This is a genomic window from Massilia phyllosphaerae, from assembly GCF_034659755.1.
In the GTDB taxonomy this organism is placed as follows: domain Bacteria; phylum Pseudomonadota; class Gammaproteobacteria; order Burkholderiales; family Burkholderiaceae_D; genus Telluria; species Telluria phyllosphaerae.
This window is the reverse complement of sequence record NZ_JAXSQX010000002.1, coordinates 597,681-612,581: the sequence shown is the minus strand read 5'-3', so window position 1 is coordinate 612,581 and position 14,901 is coordinate 597,681. Positions and strand designations below refer to the sequence as shown.

Genomic DNA, 14,901 nt, shown 5'->3' with positions numbered 1-14,901 from the left:
GCACAATGACAGCTCGACCATATATGACAAGGACACACTATGAGCACCCATGACAGCGATAAAGTCGCCGCCCTGACCTCCAAGATCGCGGACGTCCGCTTCCCGATGTTCACCTGGCAGGACGAGCACGGCCACCTGCTCAGCCAGCCGATGACCAAGGAAGAGGTCGACAAGGATGGCGGCATCTGGTTCTTCACCTCGACGCTGACCGGCCTGTGGAATTGCATCGCCCACCGTCCGCTGGTCAACCTGGCCTTCGCCGAACCGAAAGACAGCCTGTACGTCTCGATCAGCGGCACCGCCGAACGCGTGGTGGATCGCGAACTCATTCGCAGCAAGTGGAATGCCGGCGCCCAAGCCTGGTTCCCGGCCGGTCCGGACGACGAGCACGCCGTGCTGGTCCGTGTCGATCCGCACTCGGCCGAGTATTGGGACAACCACGACAGCAAGATGGTGCAACTGTTCGCGATGGCCAAGGCCGCGATCACCGGCCAGAAACCCGACCTCGACAGCGAGCACACGACGATCAAGCTCTAAGTTCCAGGTTTATTACTTACTTGCAAGGAACAGCGCGGCTGGCGTACAGTACATGCTTCTTGAATAAGGGGCATCGATGAAGCTGAGCAGGGGCAGGGCAGGATGATCGGACCGCTCGAGATCGCGGCCAACATATTTACCGCCCTTGCCATCGTGCTGGCCGGCCGCAACAGCGTCCATACCTGGTGGACCGGCATCATCGGCTGCGCGCTGTTCGGCGCGCTGTTCTCCGAAAACCGCTTGTACGCCGACGTGGCGCTGCAGGTGTTCTTCGTCGCCACCAGCTTCTACGGCTGGTGGGCCTGGGTGCGCGGCGCGCGCGGCAAGCCGCTGCCGATCACCCATGCCAGCCGCGCCAGCCTGCTCGGCACCGCCGTGCTCGGCATCGCCGGCACCGTCGCCTACGGCGCGCTGCTGCATTTCCATACCGACGCCTTCGCGCCGTTCCCCGATTCCACCGTGCTGGTGTTCTCGATCATCGCCCAGGTGCTGATGATGCGGCGCCGCGTCGAGAACTGGGGCTTCTGGCTGCTCGTGAATACCATCGCCGTGCCGCTGTATGCCAGCCGCGGCCTGTATCTGACCGCGGTCCTGTACGCCGGCTTCTGGCTGAACGCCGTGGTCTCGTGGCGCAACTGGCGGCGGCTGGCGCTGCAGGCCGCCACCGATCGCCAGGTTTCTCCGTCCATCGACACCATCGAAAGTTCGCGTCCATGAAAGTCAACATCCTCGCGGCCATGCTGGCCGCCCTCGGCGCTGTCGCGTCCATGCCCGCCGGTGCCCAGAGCCCGGCCACCCCTGCAGCCCCAGCGGAACACGTGGTCGCCGTGCGCGCCGGCAAACTGGTCGACGTCGTCGCCGGCAAGGTGCTGGCCGACCAGGTCATCCTGATCAGCGGCCAACGCATCACCGCCGTCGGCCCGGCCGCCAACGTGCTGGTGCCGGCCGGCGCCGAGCGCATCGACCTGTCACACGCGACCGTGCTGCCCGGCCTGATCGACGCCCACGTCCACCTGACCGGCGACCCGAAACTGCACGGCTACCAGTCGCTGGGCGTGTCCGACATCCGCGCCGCCATGTACGGCGTGCACGCGGCGAAGCTGACGCTCGACGCCGGCTTCACCACGGTGCGCAACGTCGGCGCCGGCGGCTTCGGTGACATTGCGCTGCGCGACGCCATCAACGACAGCGAGATCACCGGGCCGCGCATGCGCGTGGCCGGCTACGCGATCGGCATCCGCGGCGGTCATTGCGACAACAACCTGCTGCCGGCCGACTACCACTACACCGAGAACGGCGTCGCCGACGGACCGTGGCAGGCACGCGCCAAGGTGCGCGAGATGGCCAAGTACGGCGCCGACACCATCAAGATCTGTGCCTCGGGCGGCGTGCTCTCGAAGGGCGACGAAGCCGGCGCCCAGCAGTTGACGCTGGAGGAAATGCGCGCGATCGTCGAGGAAGCCCATAAACTGGGCCGCAAGGTGGCGGCCCACGCGCATGGCGCCAGCAGCATCCGCGATGCGATCCTGGCCGGCGTCGACTCGGTCGAACACGGCAGCCTGATCGACGACGAAGGCATCCGCCTGGCGCGCGAAAAGGGCACTTACGTGGTGATGGACATCTACAACGACGACTACATCCTGCAGGAAGGCGCCAAGGCCGGCATGCTGCCGGAATCGCTGGAAAAGGAAAAGATGGTTGGCCGGGTCCAGCGCGAGAACTTCCAGAAAGCCTTCCGCGCCGGCGTGAAGATGGCGTTCGGCACCGATGCCGGCGTCTACCCGCACGGCGACAATGCGCGCCAGTTTTACTACATGGTCAAGTACGGCATGACGCCGATGCAGGCGATCCAGGCCGCCACCATCAATGGTGCCGACCTGCTGGGCTGGAAAGACCGCATAGGTTCGGTCAGCCCCGGCAAGTATGCGGACCTGATCGCGGTCGGCGGCGATCCCTTGCAGGATCCGGCCGAGCTGACGCGCGTGACCTTCGTGATGAAGGGCGGGGCGGTCGTCAAGGCGGCCCCGCAGAAGTAAGCGCCGGCGGGGCCGTTCCGACAGCCCCGTGTTTCTCCGGCCTAACGTCGCATTTGGACAAATGCTTGCATGCTAAGCTGGGGTTTTGGAGCCGCTATGGAGAGTAAGATGCTGCAAGACCCCTTGAAAGCCTGTATCGACGCCTGTTATGCCTGTGCTACCGCCTGCGACTATTGCGCCGCCTCCTGCCTGCAGGAAGACGACGTGAAAATGATGGCGGGCTGCATCGCCCACGACATGGATTGCGCTCAGATCTGCCGCACTGCCGCCGGCTTCATGGCGCGCGGCAGCGACTTTGCGCAGCAGTTGTGCCGCCTGTGCGCCGAAGTCTGCACCGCCTGCGCCGAGGAATGCGGCAAGCACCAGATGGACCACTGCCAGGCCTGTGCCAAGGCCTGTCGCGCATGCGCCGACGCCTGCCTGCGCATGGCGCAGGCGGCCTGATCGGGCTAGTTCAGTTCTTGCGCGGTGGCGGCAGGTCGCTTTCGTCCTGGTTGCCGCCGGTTTCCGGCGTACCCAGGCCGGTTTCGCCGCGTCCGGCCTGGCTGCTGCGCGTGTCCTGGTAGCCGCGCCCGATCGCGGTGGCATCGCTGCCGGCAGCTTCCGGCGCCGGAGCGGTGTCAGCCTGCTGGCGCTGCGCGGCCTCGGACGATACCGGGTCCGGCGGTGCCGTTTCCACGTCCCTCGGCTTGGTCAGGGCGTCGCCGCCGCTGCCGCCGGTTTCCTGCATGGTTTCGTGGGTGAGGGTAGCGCCTTCCTCGCCGCTGGTCGGGTTACCGACGCCGATCGTGACCGACTCGCCGTCGCTGGAGGTATGGCTGGCGCCTGGGGTTGTGCTGTTCGTACCGCTCATGATGCGTCCTCCATATGAATAGTCAAACCGGAATGTCCGAGGTGCCGCCGCCGGCGCTGCCGAACTCGACCAGTTGCTCCATGGTCAGGCGGCGCTCGTTGAGCGCGGCCAGGATCGCCTTCAGCTGGTCGGCGTCCGGCTCGATATAGACCATGCGCTGCTCGACCTCGTTGTCCCAGTAACGGGAGTAGGGCACGTCGGTTTCGCCCATGACCTTGGCGTCGAAGGTGCCGTCCTGCAGTTCGCCGAACAGGGTGACCCTGGTGGTGTCCGGCGTCGTGTTCTTGACTGTAATGCTCATCGATGCTCCTTTCGGATGACGTTGTCGTTTCGCTCATTGTCCCGTACGTCAGCGATGGGTGCAAACACGGTTGAAACGCGGGCGGGCGGAGAAGGGAATGCGCGCAGGCGGGATAGCTTGTTCAAATTCGCAAAAAAGCATCACCGCGCCAACTTTTCCTTGGAGAGCGCATATCAAAATATTAAACTTGCGTCTTTACAAGAACGCGCAAGGAAAAGAATGAAGCGAATCCAGATGTCCCTGCCGCGCGCAGGCCGCCGTAGTCTCGTGTGTCTAGCCATCGTCGGCGCCTTCCCGATGCATACCGCCTGGGCACAAGAAAGCGTCGCGCCGGAAAGCGCCCCTGCCGCGCAGGCGAATGCCGTGCAAGGCACGCAGCGCCTGGATGTGGTGATCGTCACTGCCCAGCGCCGGGCTGAGAACATCCGTGAGGTGCCGATGTCGATCACGGCCGTCAGTGGCGACCGGCTGGACACCTTGACTGCCGGCGGCCAGGACATCCGCTTCCTGTCCGGACGTGCACCCAGCCTCAGTGTCGAGTCCGACTATGGACGCTCGTTCCCGCGTTTCTATATTCGCGGCCAGGGCAACACCGACTTCGACCTGAATGCATCGCAACCGGTCGGTCTGGTCGTCGACGATATCGTGCAGGAGAGCCCGATGCTGAAAGGCTTCCCGGTCTTCGACACGGAACGGATCGAAGTCCTGCGCGGCCCCCAGGGCACGCTGTTCGGCCGTAATTCGCCCGCCGGGGTCATCAAGTTCGATTCGGCGCGCCCGGTGTTCAAGACCGAAGGTTACTTGACCATCGGGGCCGGCAACTACGGCGCCAAGAATGCCGAGGGCGTCTTCAATCTCCCGCTGGGCGAGACCGTTGCCGCGCGCGTATCGCTACAGTCGCAGAACCGCGACGACCGGGTGCACAATCCGCGTCCGACCGGGACGCGTGACCTGGAAGGCTATCACGACAACGCCGGCCGCCTCCAGCTGCTGTTCCAGCCGAACAAGGCCTTCAGCGCGCTGCTGAACGTGCATGCCCGCGACCTCGACAACAACGCGACGCTGTTCCGCGCCAATATCATCAAGCAAGGCACCAGCGACCTGGTGGATGGATTCGATTACGGCTCCTACCCGACCGACGGCATCAACAAGCAGACCCTGCGCACCCACGGCGCGAACCTGCGCCTGCGCTGGAATCTCGACCAGGTCACGCTGCACTCCATCACCGGCTACGAAACGGCGGCATTCTACAGCCGCGCCGACGTCGACGGCGGATACGGCGCGGTGTACGCCCAGCCGACGGGGCCGGGCTACATTCCCTTCGTCGTCGAGACCGCCGACGTGCTGCCCAACCACAGGCAGCTGACCCAGGAATTCCGTGCCGAGTCCAACACGCCAGGGCCGCTGCAGTGGATCGGCGGCTTGTTCTTCTTCAATGAAGACATCCGCATCGACAGCATCAGCTTCGATTCGCTCGCACCCGGCAATCCGCAAAATCCGTTCTACGCGACGCAAGACCAGTCGACCAAATCGTGGGCAGCGTTCGGCTCGCTGAACTACACCGTCAGCGAGAAGCTCAAGCTGCGTGCCGGCCTGCGCTACACCAGCGATTCGAAGGACTTTTCGGCCAAGCGCGTGGAAGCCACCACGGCCGGTCCGTTCGTCATCAATAACGATTCGAGCAACGTCAGCTGGGACCTGAGCGGCACCTATGCGCTCGACAGGGACACCAACCTGTTTGGCCGCATCGCCACCGGCTACCGCGCACCGTCGATGCAGGGCCGCCTGAACGGCCTGGCCGACCGGCCGTCGTTCGCCGGCGCCGAGAAAGCCCTGTCGTTCGAAGCCGGCATCAAGGAAGAACTGTTCGACCGCCGCGCACGCGTGTCGGCCAGCGTGTTTCAATACCGGGTCAAGGACAAGCAGCTGACCGCGGGCAGCGGCGTGGTCAACATGAACCAGCTGATCAATGCCGACAAGGTGACAGGGCAGGGGGTCGAACTCGACCTCCAGGCAGTGTTGAGCGATGCCCTACGCATGACGGTCGGCGCGAGCTACAACGACACCGAGATCAAGGATGCGTCGCTGTTCGTCCAGCAATGCGGCAACTTTGCGAATACCGGTGGACGCGCTGGCTGTACGGTGACGAATGCGGCGGGGCCATTCCCCGGCACCGTGCGCATCGATGGCAATCCGCTGCCGCGCGCCCCGAAGTGGCAGGGGAATTTTTCCCTGTTCTACAGCACGCCGGTCGGAAACGGTGTCTTCTCCGCGTCCACCGATTGGGCTTACCGAAGCACCTACAACATGTTCCTGTACGAGGCCAAGGAATACAAGGCGCGCTCCCTGGTGGAGGGCGGGGCACGCATCGGCTACAAATGGAGCGACGGGAAATACGAAGTGGCGGCGTTCGCACGCAACATCACCGACCGCGTGCAGGTCGTCGGCGCGATCGACTTCGACAACCTGACCGGCATCTTGAACGAACCGCGTACGCTTGGCGTGCAGTTCAAGGTGAACTTCTGAAAGCTTGACGTCGTTTCATAATCCAGCCGCACTCCCGTGGAGTCCGTCCACGGGAGGTTTTATGATCCAACAGTGCGGTGCAAAGCAGGCTAGACAACAAAGATCTCAGGTTCTCATGCAGTGATTAACTCGACATTACCAAATGTATTGTCGAGTTCAATATTGGAAGGGCTCGAATGCTATACTGTACATAGATACAGCCCTGCCAGCCCGTCAAACCGTATTCACAAGCACCGTATGCCAGACTTTACCCCCATCGACCTGGGTCCGTCCCGACCGGAAGAGATCAGCACCGGAGAGAGCGGGCGCATGCACGTCAAGATGTACCGCCTGGCCGACGATGCCATCACCGAAGCCACCACCGACATCGAGCTGGCGCGCGAATTCATCGCCCACGGCGAGCTGAGTGCGAAATCGATCCAGAACACGCAAAAGGAACTGTTCCGCTTCCTGACCTGGTGCCGCGAGGAAGCGAAGAAAACCCTGGTGCAGCTGAACGTCGCCGACCTGAACAGCTACAAGGAATTCCTCAAGAATCCGCCGCCGGAATGGGTGTCGACCACCAAATGGCCGCGCAGCCATCCGCAGTACCGGCCATTCACCGGGCCGCTGTCCGATCCCAGCCGGCGCCAGGCCATGATCGCGGTGAAGGGCCTGATGGGCTTTGCCGAACAGACCGGCTATTTGCGGCGCAATCCGGGCGCACTGGTGCGCAACGTGCGGGCGCCGTCGGCCAGCCGGATCACGCGCTACCTGACCCAGGGTGCGATCGCACTGGCCCTGCAGACCGTGTCCAGCCGTCCGGCCGACACCCCGGCGGCGTTCCGGCGCCGCGCGCGCGACCGCTTCCTGCTGGTGGCCTTTGCCCACACTGGCGCCCGCCTGAACGAGATCGTCAGCGCGTCGATGGGCTCGATCTACACCGAAGGCAACGGCCGCTGGTGGCTCGACGTCACCGGCAAGGGAAATAAACCGCGCCGCCTGCCGGTGCCGCCCGACATGCTGGAAGCCTTCCGCGACTACCGCCAGGCCTTCGAACTCCTGCCGCAAAGCAGCCGCACCGACCGCACGCCGCTGGTCCTGTCGAGCCGCTCGCGTGAACTGGCGCGCATCACGGACGAGGCGGCGTCGGAAGCGATCAAGGCGCTGTTCGCCGACGCCGCGCGCGCCGCCGATGCCCAGGGCGACGGCGACACCGCAGCGACGCTGCGCCAGGCGTCGGCGCACTGGCTGCGCCACAGCATGCTGACCAACCATGCGAATAATGGGGTGCAGCTGAAGACGCTGCAGGACACGGCCGGGCACGCGAATATCGCGACGACGGCGGCGTATCTGCACAAGACCGATAACGAGCGTTATGACGAGATCATCGGGTCGGCGAGTGGAAAAGGGATCATGTAGGACTGCTCCGAGGGCGTTGCGACGCCTTTTCATAACACGTATTTGACATAATATAGATTATGCGAATGACTGGTAGTTTACAGGGTGTTGCGCCAAACGTGCCAGTCCTGATGACGGTTTGCAACATCGGCTGTGTAAATGGTATCTTTCAGTGTTGCCAAGATACCTATCCACACGTCAGATGTTTTTCCAGCTTCACGGTCAAGACACCCCTCCGAACCTCCGCAGTCCGCTTCTAGTCGACAGCAGAGGTTTGCCACGTTACTGGGCAACCATCTGGTCAACTCTAATGACCGGACAGCTTGCCGAATCTACGCACAGCAAGAAGCTGCGCCACATTGAGGATCTTTATCGATATGCGGACCAATGCTTTGGCCCGAATGCACTCGATGATGCGTTGGGCCGCTTCGATGACGACGCCCTCGGGTCGATCCTAGAATCCTGGTTCGTATCACTCCGTAACCAGCCAACCACTACTGAGGCTGACCAACAACGATGGGATACCGGAATTACGTTTGTGTCGTCAGTCGTAGGATGGATATCACGGAGCGACGCCAGCGCGCGACTACATAACATTGAAGGTCGACTTCATCGTCTTTCCTCGCTGTATCGCCAGTTCCACGTGTATCGCCGGAAGCCAGTCGAAGCTGTACGATCCCTGCCCGCTAGCACGGTCGAATCCCTGTATCAGATAGTTGATCCGGAATCCCAGACCAATCCGTTTCCGAGGGAACGGACGCGGTGGCGAATATATGTTGCGTTCATCTTGATGCTTCACCAAGGACTACGTCGCGGCGAAGTCCTCCTGCTACCAGCGGATACTGTTAAGAGCGGATTTGACCGTAAAGCGAACAGAGATCGCTATTGGCTAAACGTACAGGAAAATCCTTACGAGGACGCTGCCACTGATCCTCGCTACTCAAGGCCAGGAATCAAAACGGCGGCTTCGTACCGTCAAATTCCGATTAGCGAGGCCATCGTTGGCATTCTGGACACATACACCCAAAATTTTCGGGGGCGCCCAAAGCACTCATTTTTACTTAATTCACAGTCAAATTTGCCATTGTCAACTGAAGCAATTACAAAAGCTTTCGCACAAATCTCAAGTGAAATGCCCCAGTCCGCCTTAGCGGAACTTAAGAGTCGGACGGGCAAGGACTCCGTCACTCCTCATGATCTCCGCCACACCTGTGCGGTCATGCGGCTTCATCAGCTCTTAGAGCACAATAATCCAATGGATGAAGCGCTCCAACAGCTGCGCACGTTCTTTGGCTGGGCAAAGACCTCTGCTATGCCTTCACGTTATGCCCGAGCCGTGTTCGAAGACAGACTGGCAACGGTCTGGAATAGCGCATTCGACGACCGCGTAGCACTGCTGCGCGCTTTACCGAAAGAACACTAAATGAGTGAATACGCAGTGTTGACACAACGGGATTTATTTCAGAATGATTCGTCGACCCCGAGCATCTTACGTGAACTATGCCGTTTATTGCCTGCGCTTCCGCCGGCTATTCGTTACTATGATGAGTTCTACGATACGATTCGATCAATTCGGAATCCTGCAGCTTTGGGGATATTTCCAATTTCAGCGTACGGGAAGAAGATACACGTAAATTTTGCGAGATTTGAAAACGATTGCTCTTTTATCCTTAAACATGTCTTCTTGTATATTTTGGCACAGGACGTAATCGCCAGCACTGCTGCCGGATATGTATCAGCTGCACAGCATTTAGATTCTGCGGATATCGCAGCGCTAGTTAATGCGGGTCCAACTGGAATTGCCCGAGTATGGAAAACTTTACGCGCCCGCGATTTGCACGAAGGCACCTACAAATGCGCAAAATATATTCTGCAATTACTGTGCTCTCTCCGCCTTTACGGCTGGTCTGATGAATACCAAACGTATTTGAAGAACGCCCTGCCCCTACCAGCAAAGGACAAATACGCAAGCGTCCGCTCAGGAGATGTTTTCTTATCTGTAGACGAGGAAGCTATACTTGTTCGCTACTTAGATGATATGGTGGCGGAACTTACGACGCTTGGCGAAGCGACTCTTAGCCACGAAAAAATTGTCGACGCAGCGATGCTGCTGTGTTCGTACCAGTTCGGCATGCGCCGAATTCAGATAGCGATGCTTACTTTTGGCAATGTGAGAATCTGGTCGGAAGACGATAAGACGAATAAGTCCGTTCACTTAACGTTTCACATGGCCAAACAGCGCAGCGATACGAAGCGAAAACAGTTGCCGCGACGGGTGAAGGTTGAATGGACGCCGTTGTTCGTCTATTTAAAATCGAAACTTGAGGCTCGTGGTGCCGATGCAAATGCCAAGTTCTTTTCAGTCCAGTCCACGGATGAGGTTGGAAAGAGAATCTCGTCACTCGTGCGTAAACTGCTTGAATCGGATGGACGTGGAACGCTAACTGACCTCCGCCATACGGCTGCGCAACGCCTCGTTGACGCCGGTGCGAGCCACGAAGAACTTGCAGAGTTTATGGGACACTCCCAAGTCAACACTGGCTTGGTGTACTTCGCTACCGCCGCGTCTCATGCCGAGCGTGTCAACCGAGCGCTTGGGGCGTCCGAAGTGTATCGCCGTGTCGCCAAAATTGCCCATGACCGGTTCATATCATCCGAGGAGTTGTCTGAGCTTAAAGGTGAGCGACAGATTGCGGGTGTCCCTCATGGAATTCCAATCGCGGGGATTGGGGGCTGCTCGTCCGGTCAACCCTCCTGCCCTTATAACCCCGTCGCATCGTGCTATGGCTGCCGGCGCTTCATGCCACTTCATAATCGAGAAATCCATCAGCAGGTGCTTGCTGACATGCGCGAAGTCGTGCTGTTTTTTGATCAAAGCTCGCGGGGTGACGTACGCTCGCCCGCGTACTTGCAATTGCAGCGAACCATTGCAGAAATCCAAAACGTCATTGAAGAACTGGAAACGAGTCCAGAATGAGTCAAACATTTGCTGCTTTTATTGATCTTGGGCGGGACTTGGTTAAGTCCAAAGGACTCGACTGGGACATTACATTGGACGACACAGGCTCTGCCGAGGACGGGATTGGGTGGAATCTTACTGCGGCTGCCGGTGACGTTCCGCCACCAAATCATTATCTGCGCGACCTCGGCACAGAGCAAAAGGTACTGGCGATAGTAAACAAGCAGCGAGCCATAGACAATCTCCAGCCTTTTATCCGAAAACCACTCTCAATCGCCTGGCAAGATTTCATTAAGGCTGCGGTGGCTGTTCAATTATTTTTTAAGCGAAACACGACTGGTTACGTTATCCAAAGCATTCTTCGCCCTTTGCGCGTTGTCGCTAGTTGCACTGAAAATGAGCCGTGGGCTTTGCAATTGGACGACCTAAGGTTTGCCATTAGCGTTGCCAAGGACATCCAAGCTTCTGGCAAGCTCGCGGATTTAGTCGTCGGTTTGGCTAAGATCGTATTTGACCAACACCATATTTGCGATGTAGGACAAATTTACCCCATGCTCGGAATCGCCCGGATACCGGTTCGTAGTGTGAGGTCAAAACACACGATGTCCAAAGAAGAGTTGCGAGATAGCCTTGAACAGCGGAAGCGGGCCGAGCGACTGCCGGAAAGGCGCGCTTTTTGGGAATTGGTGCGAATCTCTATGACGGAAAAGCCGAGTACGTTTATGGACGAGCTGCGCTTTGCTGCGATCCGCACGATCATTATTACTGGGTTGCGTGTTGGTGAGGCAGCGTTGCTTCCGTTCGACTGGAAACGTGAACGTACCTACCTGGACAAAAGAGGTCGCCCTGCAGGAGAGGCTGGAGGAATATCCTCCTCCTTAATGCTACGCCACTTCGCTGAAAAGCAACAAATAGAAGAGTCGGATAGCGCGGTCCTGCGGGAAAACACGCAATCCGTCCCTGAGATGTTTCGTGAAATTCTTACGGAGTCGCTTGATCGGATCGCCCGTCTTACGCAGCCGCTCCGTAACACTCTCAAATTGCAGTGCGAAACCGGGCGCATTCTTCCATGGTACAAGGCCAGCGATGTCATTCCCTTGACCGATTTGTATTCCCAGGTTACAGGCAATCCATTTTGGCTCGACATGGACCGTCAGCCTTTAATTGACCGATACCGGGAGGATTTTGACTTCGGTGTATTGGAAAAGCTTCACCGCTTCCAGTTTGAAACCTATCGGAACCAGAACGGTAAGCTCGATATGGCACTTTATATGTTCGGCAACCGACTCCAAAAGCAAATTGATAGTGGCGAGTATGCACTTCGCTTCCGTTCAGCGAATGGTGCGTCTATTGCTGGCGGGAGTCGAATGAACTGGCGAGAAACATACCTGTGCATTGGGGAGTTAGAGGACTTCATCAGGACGGCAACGCCCTCAAAAACATCGGATTTGGATCCAATGCCATTGGCGACCGGAGCAGTCCAACCGTGGGAATTCTTGTTTCTCCATCCGAAACGATCCCTCGCAGAAGAACGCAACGATGGGTTGTGTGATATTACCCGCTATATTTCGGTGAATCGTCCCGATCCGACGTTCGTTGCATTATCGCTTGGTGGACACAAATCAGCGTCTTCGATTTTCGAACGGTATGGCCAGACGGACGAGGACCGCGCCTTGAAGATCGAGGCGCATTCGCTGCGTCACTTACAAAACACGGAGTTGTTTCGTCTAGGAGTGGCCGACACAATTATCTCTAAGCGATACAACCGACGGAGCGTGGCTCAGAGTTATGAGTATGACCACCGTAGCCTGGCGGAAGAACTTTATCAAATCGAGATCGATGACGATCTGGAAATCATGCTGGGTGAAAAAGCAACCACGGTTGCGAAGATGATCGCCACTGGGAAGGCCAACGGTCCGATTGTTGACTCCTTCCGCCAGATCCAGCGGCGCCAAGGTGACGCTGCTGCCTATGAATTCCTGCGCGCAGAGGCTGACGGTTTCCACGCCACTCCTTACGGTCACTGTCTAAACTCATTCACAGTCGACCCCTGCCCCAAACATCTTGAATGTTTTTCTGGCTGTCGCCACCTTTCGGCGACTGACCTGCCCGAGAATCGATCGAACCTTATCCGCCTCGAAGGAAAGCTCAAGGGCGCGATCGAGACCATTAAAGCACGGCCCTCCAACAGCACAGGTTGGCGGAACCAACTTGAGCATGCCGAGCAGCGGCTTAACGGCGTGCAAACATTATTGGCTACGCCGGCGGGCAAGGCAGCATTCCCTAATGGCGTGGACCTTTCGCATGCCGATTTACCCGGAATAATCGATGACTAAAGCAGAAAATAACGAAACATTTGCAGACAATGCGATGGTAAAAATTCTTGAACAGTTGCTTGCGGAGGATGCAGACATCACGGCACGAGCAGTTGCGCGACTTCACCCATCGCTCGCTGCGGCTTCTTCGATCACGCGGCACCCAGCGCGTATGGCTTTGCTTTCAAAGTACCGAGAGCAGCAGAACATGTATCGTCGGTGGAGCGGCCGGGTTTCCCGCATGTCCGGGACAGAACAATGTGTTGCGCTGGCCGCGAAAGATGCGCGCATCGCCGAGCTAGAGGCGGCAGTCCAGCTCTTGACGGCTTCACATGTTGCTATGCTGCGCGCAGTCGGTGAACTAGGCGGATTTAGCAAGTGGAGTAAGTTTTATAACGACTATAGTTCTGTGAGAGACAGCCTTGGCGCACTGGGGGCACTGCCGAACTCTACTGTTCGCCCATTGACCCCGACTCCCGTACCGTTGAGCGAAGTCAAAGGCGGGACCAACATTGAATAAGAGCAATTTGCTTGGCCGCCCACATAGTCGCCAGTCGCCTCACCCACCTTTAGCAGTTAGCAGAAGCAAGGATCTTAGACGGGAGGGTGTGCAGTGCTGCACATATACGGATCAGATTCAGGAGACTAACATTCCGCTCACCTCTTTCGATCTTGCCCATATGGCTGCGGTCAATCTCGGCTTTATAAGCAAGCTCTTCTTGTGAAATGCCTTGATCTCGGCGGCAAGCACGGATTGCTGCGCCAATCCCTATAAGCTGCTGTGCATTGTCATCTTTGCCACCAAGTCTCATGCCCAGATCATCGAAGAATCGGGCAAAATAGGCCACGGCATCTACGCCTCAAACTTTGTACACGGGCTACCTTATGCGTCCAAGAAACTATGACTCAATGCAACTAAGGCGGGAGATCTTTGATAATCCGCCGTCGGCTGCCCTACCCTCGAACCTCTCTGACCAGTGGCTGGACGAGGCACTCCAGGATGTCGAACGCGTTCTGAACGCCGATGCAGAGACGGAGCCAGAGTTTTTGCGCTTGCCGCTTGAGCTCGTCTTGCACCTCCTAAATCCTCCGGATGCTCCGTTAGAAATTTCTGATGAAGAACTCTTCCGCTGCATCAGGCAATATCGGCTCGAACTAGCAATGGAAAAGCTTAGGCGGTGGGGCGTGCAGTTAGCACCACCTGCGAGTGAAGCGACGATTTTCGCGTATAAAACCTCTCCCGTACTATAGGCATGCTCATGCCTAAGGCGACATACCGGTCTAAAAAGACATGAGGGAATTCAATATCAATCCGGTCAGCGTTATTTTATTAGATGCTTACGGTACTGTGGTCGAGATTCGCGACAAGCGTAGGCCGTTTCGTCAGCTGATCCAGCTTGGAGCCCGCCAGGGTCGGAAGCCTGACGTGAGCGACGCAGTCCTTCTGATGAGCCAACCGGTCAACTTGCGCCAAGCAGCTGACTTATTAGGGATTCTGCTGAGTGACGCTGACTATGAGCGCCTATATAATGACTTAAGGGCAGAAATTGCGTCGATTACGCCGTTCCCAGAAGCACTGTTCGTTCTGCAAAGCTTGAGAGACCGTGGCTTTAAAGTAGCACTGTGTTCAAATTTGATGCTCGACTATGCCGCGCCCATCGCAGCGGTATTGCCGTTCGTTTTTGATGCTTACGCCTTGAGCTTTGAGACGAGGGCAATCAAACCGAACCCTGCCATTTATGCTAGCGTCTGTCAGCGGCTGCAATGTGCGTCCGACGACGTCGTTATGATTGGCGATAGCGTCAAAGCTGATGTCGAGGGCCCTCGCGAGTTCGGGATGCAGGCGTTTTTACTAGACCGGAAGCTCCGCTTTAGAAACTACGATTCAATTCCGTCGTTATCTGAGCTCGTAAAAATCTTTGACGGCTCGCCATCAACAGCGGCTTAAAAAGCCATTATGAACCGCCCCGGGTTTTGTAGAGGCTCCATTCTTT

The 14,901-nt window shown here is 58.1% G+C and carries 14 protein-coding genes; 11 read left to right on the top strand and 3 right to left on the bottom strand.

Going from position 1 to position 14,901, the window contains the following annotated elements; translation table 11 throughout:
• The first annotated feature begins 39 nt into the window (after positions 1-39).
• The 4 genes from U1H99_RS10865 (at position 40) to U1H99_RS10850 (ending at position 3,017) form a co-directional block, all read left to right on the top strand.
• Positions 40-537, top strand: coding sequence for a pyridoxamine 5'-phosphate oxidase family protein (locus U1H99_RS10865; RefSeq protein ID WP_323141742.1), 498 nt, complete (start codon positions 40-42; stop codon positions 535-537).
• Positions 538-639: 102 nt separating this feature from the next.
• Complete coding sequence (pnuC, locus tag U1H99_RS10860; protein WP_323141741.1) at positions 640-1,254, top strand: nicotinamide riboside transporter PnuC; 615 nt, start codon at positions 640-642, stop codon at positions 1,252-1,254.
• Complete coding sequence (locus tag U1H99_RS10855) at positions 1,251-2,573, top strand: Xaa-Pro dipeptidase (RefSeq protein WP_323141740.1); 1,323 nt, start codon at positions 1,251-1,253, stop codon at positions 2,571-2,573. Before pnuC ends, U1H99_RS10855 begins: the two co-directional genes overlap by 4 nt.
• A gap of 108 nt (positions 2,574-2,681) precedes the next feature.
• Positions 2,682-3,017 (top strand): four-helix bundle copper-binding protein, encoded by a 336-nt coding sequence (locus U1H99_RS10850; protein WP_323141739.1) that lies wholly within the window; start codon positions 2,682-2,684, stop codon positions 3,015-3,017.
• A gap of 10 nt (positions 3,018-3,027) precedes the next feature.
• Here U1H99_RS10850 and U1H99_RS10845 read toward each other — a convergent pair whose 3' ends face one another.
• Together U1H99_RS10845 and U1H99_RS10840 are read right to left on the bottom strand one after the other, a co-directional pair.
• Complete coding sequence (locus U1H99_RS10845; protein WP_323141738.1) at positions 3,028-3,426, bottom strand: hypothetical protein; 399 nt, start codon at positions 3,424-3,426, stop codon at positions 3,028-3,030.
• A 22-nt stretch (positions 3,427-3,448) separates the two neighbouring features.
• The gene (locus U1H99_RS10840) at positions 3,449-3,727 is read right to left on the bottom strand and encodes a hypothetical protein (RefSeq protein WP_323141737.1); all 279 of its coding nucleotides are present in this window, start codon (positions 3,725-3,727) and stop codon (positions 3,449-3,451) included.
• 219 nt (positions 3,728-3,946) lie between these two features.
• Between U1H99_RS10840 and U1H99_RS10835 the strand changes: the two genes are divergently transcribed.
• The 6 genes from U1H99_RS10835 (at position 3,947) to U1H99_RS10810 (ending at position 13,427) form a co-directional block, all read left to right on the top strand.
• Positions 3,947-6,253, top strand: coding sequence for a TonB-dependent receptor (locus tag U1H99_RS10835; RefSeq protein ID WP_323141736.1), 2,307 nt, complete (start codon positions 3,947-3,949; stop codon positions 6,251-6,253).
• Positions 6,254-6,490: 237 nt separating this feature from the next.
• Positions 6,491-7,654, top strand: coding sequence for a tyrosine-type recombinase/integrase (locus U1H99_RS10830; protein ID WP_323141735.1), 1,164 nt, complete (start codon positions 6,491-6,493; stop codon positions 7,652-7,654).
• Positions 7,655-7,943: 289 nt separating this feature from the next.
• Complete coding sequence (locus tag U1H99_RS10825; RefSeq protein WP_323141734.1) at positions 7,944-9,056, top strand: tyrosine-type recombinase/integrase; 1,113 nt, start codon at positions 7,944-7,946, stop codon at positions 9,054-9,056.
• On the top strand, positions 9,057-10,610 hold the full coding sequence (locus tag U1H99_RS10820) for a tyrosine-type recombinase/integrase (protein ID WP_323141733.1): 1,554 nt from the start codon (positions 9,057-9,059) through the stop codon (positions 10,608-10,610). It abuts the gene before it with no gap.
• Positions 10,607-12,928: a hypothetical protein gene (locus U1H99_RS10815; protein ID WP_323141732.1), complete on the top strand. Its 2,322-nt coding sequence runs from the start codon at positions 10,607-10,609 to the stop codon at positions 12,926-12,928. Before U1H99_RS10820 ends, U1H99_RS10815 begins: the two co-directional genes overlap by 4 nt.
• The gene (locus tag U1H99_RS10810; RefSeq protein ID WP_323141731.1) at positions 12,921-13,427 is read left to right on the top strand and encodes a hypothetical protein; all 507 of its coding nucleotides are present in this window, start codon (positions 12,921-12,923) and stop codon (positions 13,425-13,427) included. The genes U1H99_RS10815 and U1H99_RS10810 overlap by 8 nt, the downstream gene beginning before the upstream one ends.
• Positions 13,428-13,476: 49 nt before the next feature.
• Here U1H99_RS10810 and U1H99_RS10805 read toward each other — a convergent pair whose 3' ends face one another.
• Positions 13,477-13,719, bottom strand: a complete 243-nt coding sequence (locus tag U1H99_RS10805) for a helix-turn-helix domain-containing protein (RefSeq protein WP_323142103.1) — start codon at positions 13,717-13,719, stop codon at positions 13,477-13,479.
• A gap of 479 nt (positions 13,720-14,198) precedes the next feature.
• Between U1H99_RS10805 and U1H99_RS10800 the strand changes: the two genes are divergently transcribed.
• On the top strand, positions 14,199-14,855 hold the full coding sequence (locus tag U1H99_RS10800; RefSeq protein WP_323141730.1) for an HAD family hydrolase: 657 nt from the start codon (positions 14,199-14,201) through the stop codon (positions 14,853-14,855).
• The last annotated feature ends 46 nt before the right edge of the window (positions 14,856-14,901 follow it).

Excerpts from the sequence above, each read along its gene's own strand:
- U1H99_RS10865 (WP_323141742.1), top strand. The coding sequence starts at position 40 with ATGAGCACCCATGACAGCGATAAAGTCGCCGCCCTGACCTCCAAGATC.
- pnuC (WP_323141741.1), top strand. The coding sequence starts at position 640 with ATGATCGGACCGCTCGAGATCGCGGCCAACATATTTACCGCCCTTGCC.
- U1H99_RS10855 (WP_323141740.1), top strand. The coding sequence starts at position 1,251 with ATGAAAGTCAACATCCTCGCGGCCATGCTGGCCGCCCTCGGCGCTGTC.
- U1H99_RS10850 (WP_323141739.1), top strand. The coding sequence starts at position 2,682 with ATGCTGCAAGACCCCTTGAAAGCCTGTATCGACGCCTGTTATGCCTGT.
- U1H99_RS10845 (WP_323141738.1), bottom strand. The coding sequence starts at position 3,426 with ATGAGCGGTACGAACAGCACAACCCCAGGCGCCAGCCATACCTCCAGC.
- U1H99_RS10840 (WP_323141737.1), bottom strand. The coding sequence starts at position 3,727 with ATGAGCATTACAGTCAAGAACACGACGCCGGACACCACCAGGGTCACC.
- U1H99_RS10835 (WP_323141736.1), top strand. The coding sequence starts at position 3,947 with ATGAAGCGAATCCAGATGTCCCTGCCGCGCGCAGGCCGCCGTAGTCTC.
- U1H99_RS10830 (WP_323141735.1), top strand. The coding sequence starts at position 6,491 with ATGCCAGACTTTACCCCCATCGACCTGGGTCCGTCCCGACCGGAAGAG.
- U1H99_RS10825 (WP_323141734.1), top strand. The coding sequence starts at position 7,944 with ATGACCGGACAGCTTGCCGAATCTACGCACAGCAAGAAGCTGCGCCAC.
- U1H99_RS10820 (WP_323141733.1), top strand. The coding sequence starts at position 9,057 with ATGAGTGAATACGCAGTGTTGACACAACGGGATTTATTTCAGAATGAT.
- U1H99_RS10815 (WP_323141732.1), top strand. The coding sequence starts at position 10,607 with ATGAGTCAAACATTTGCTGCTTTTATTGATCTTGGGCGGGACTTGGTT.
- U1H99_RS10810 (WP_323141731.1), top strand. The coding sequence starts at position 12,921 with ATGACTAAAGCAGAAAATAACGAAACATTTGCAGACAATGCGATGGTA.
- U1H99_RS10805 (WP_323142103.1), bottom strand. The coding sequence starts at position 13,719 with ATGAGACTTGGTGGCAAAGATGACAATGCACAGCAGCTTATAGGGATT.
- U1H99_RS10800 (WP_323141730.1), top strand. The coding sequence starts at position 14,199 with ATGAGGGAATTCAATATCAATCCGGTCAGCGTTATTTTATTAGATGCT.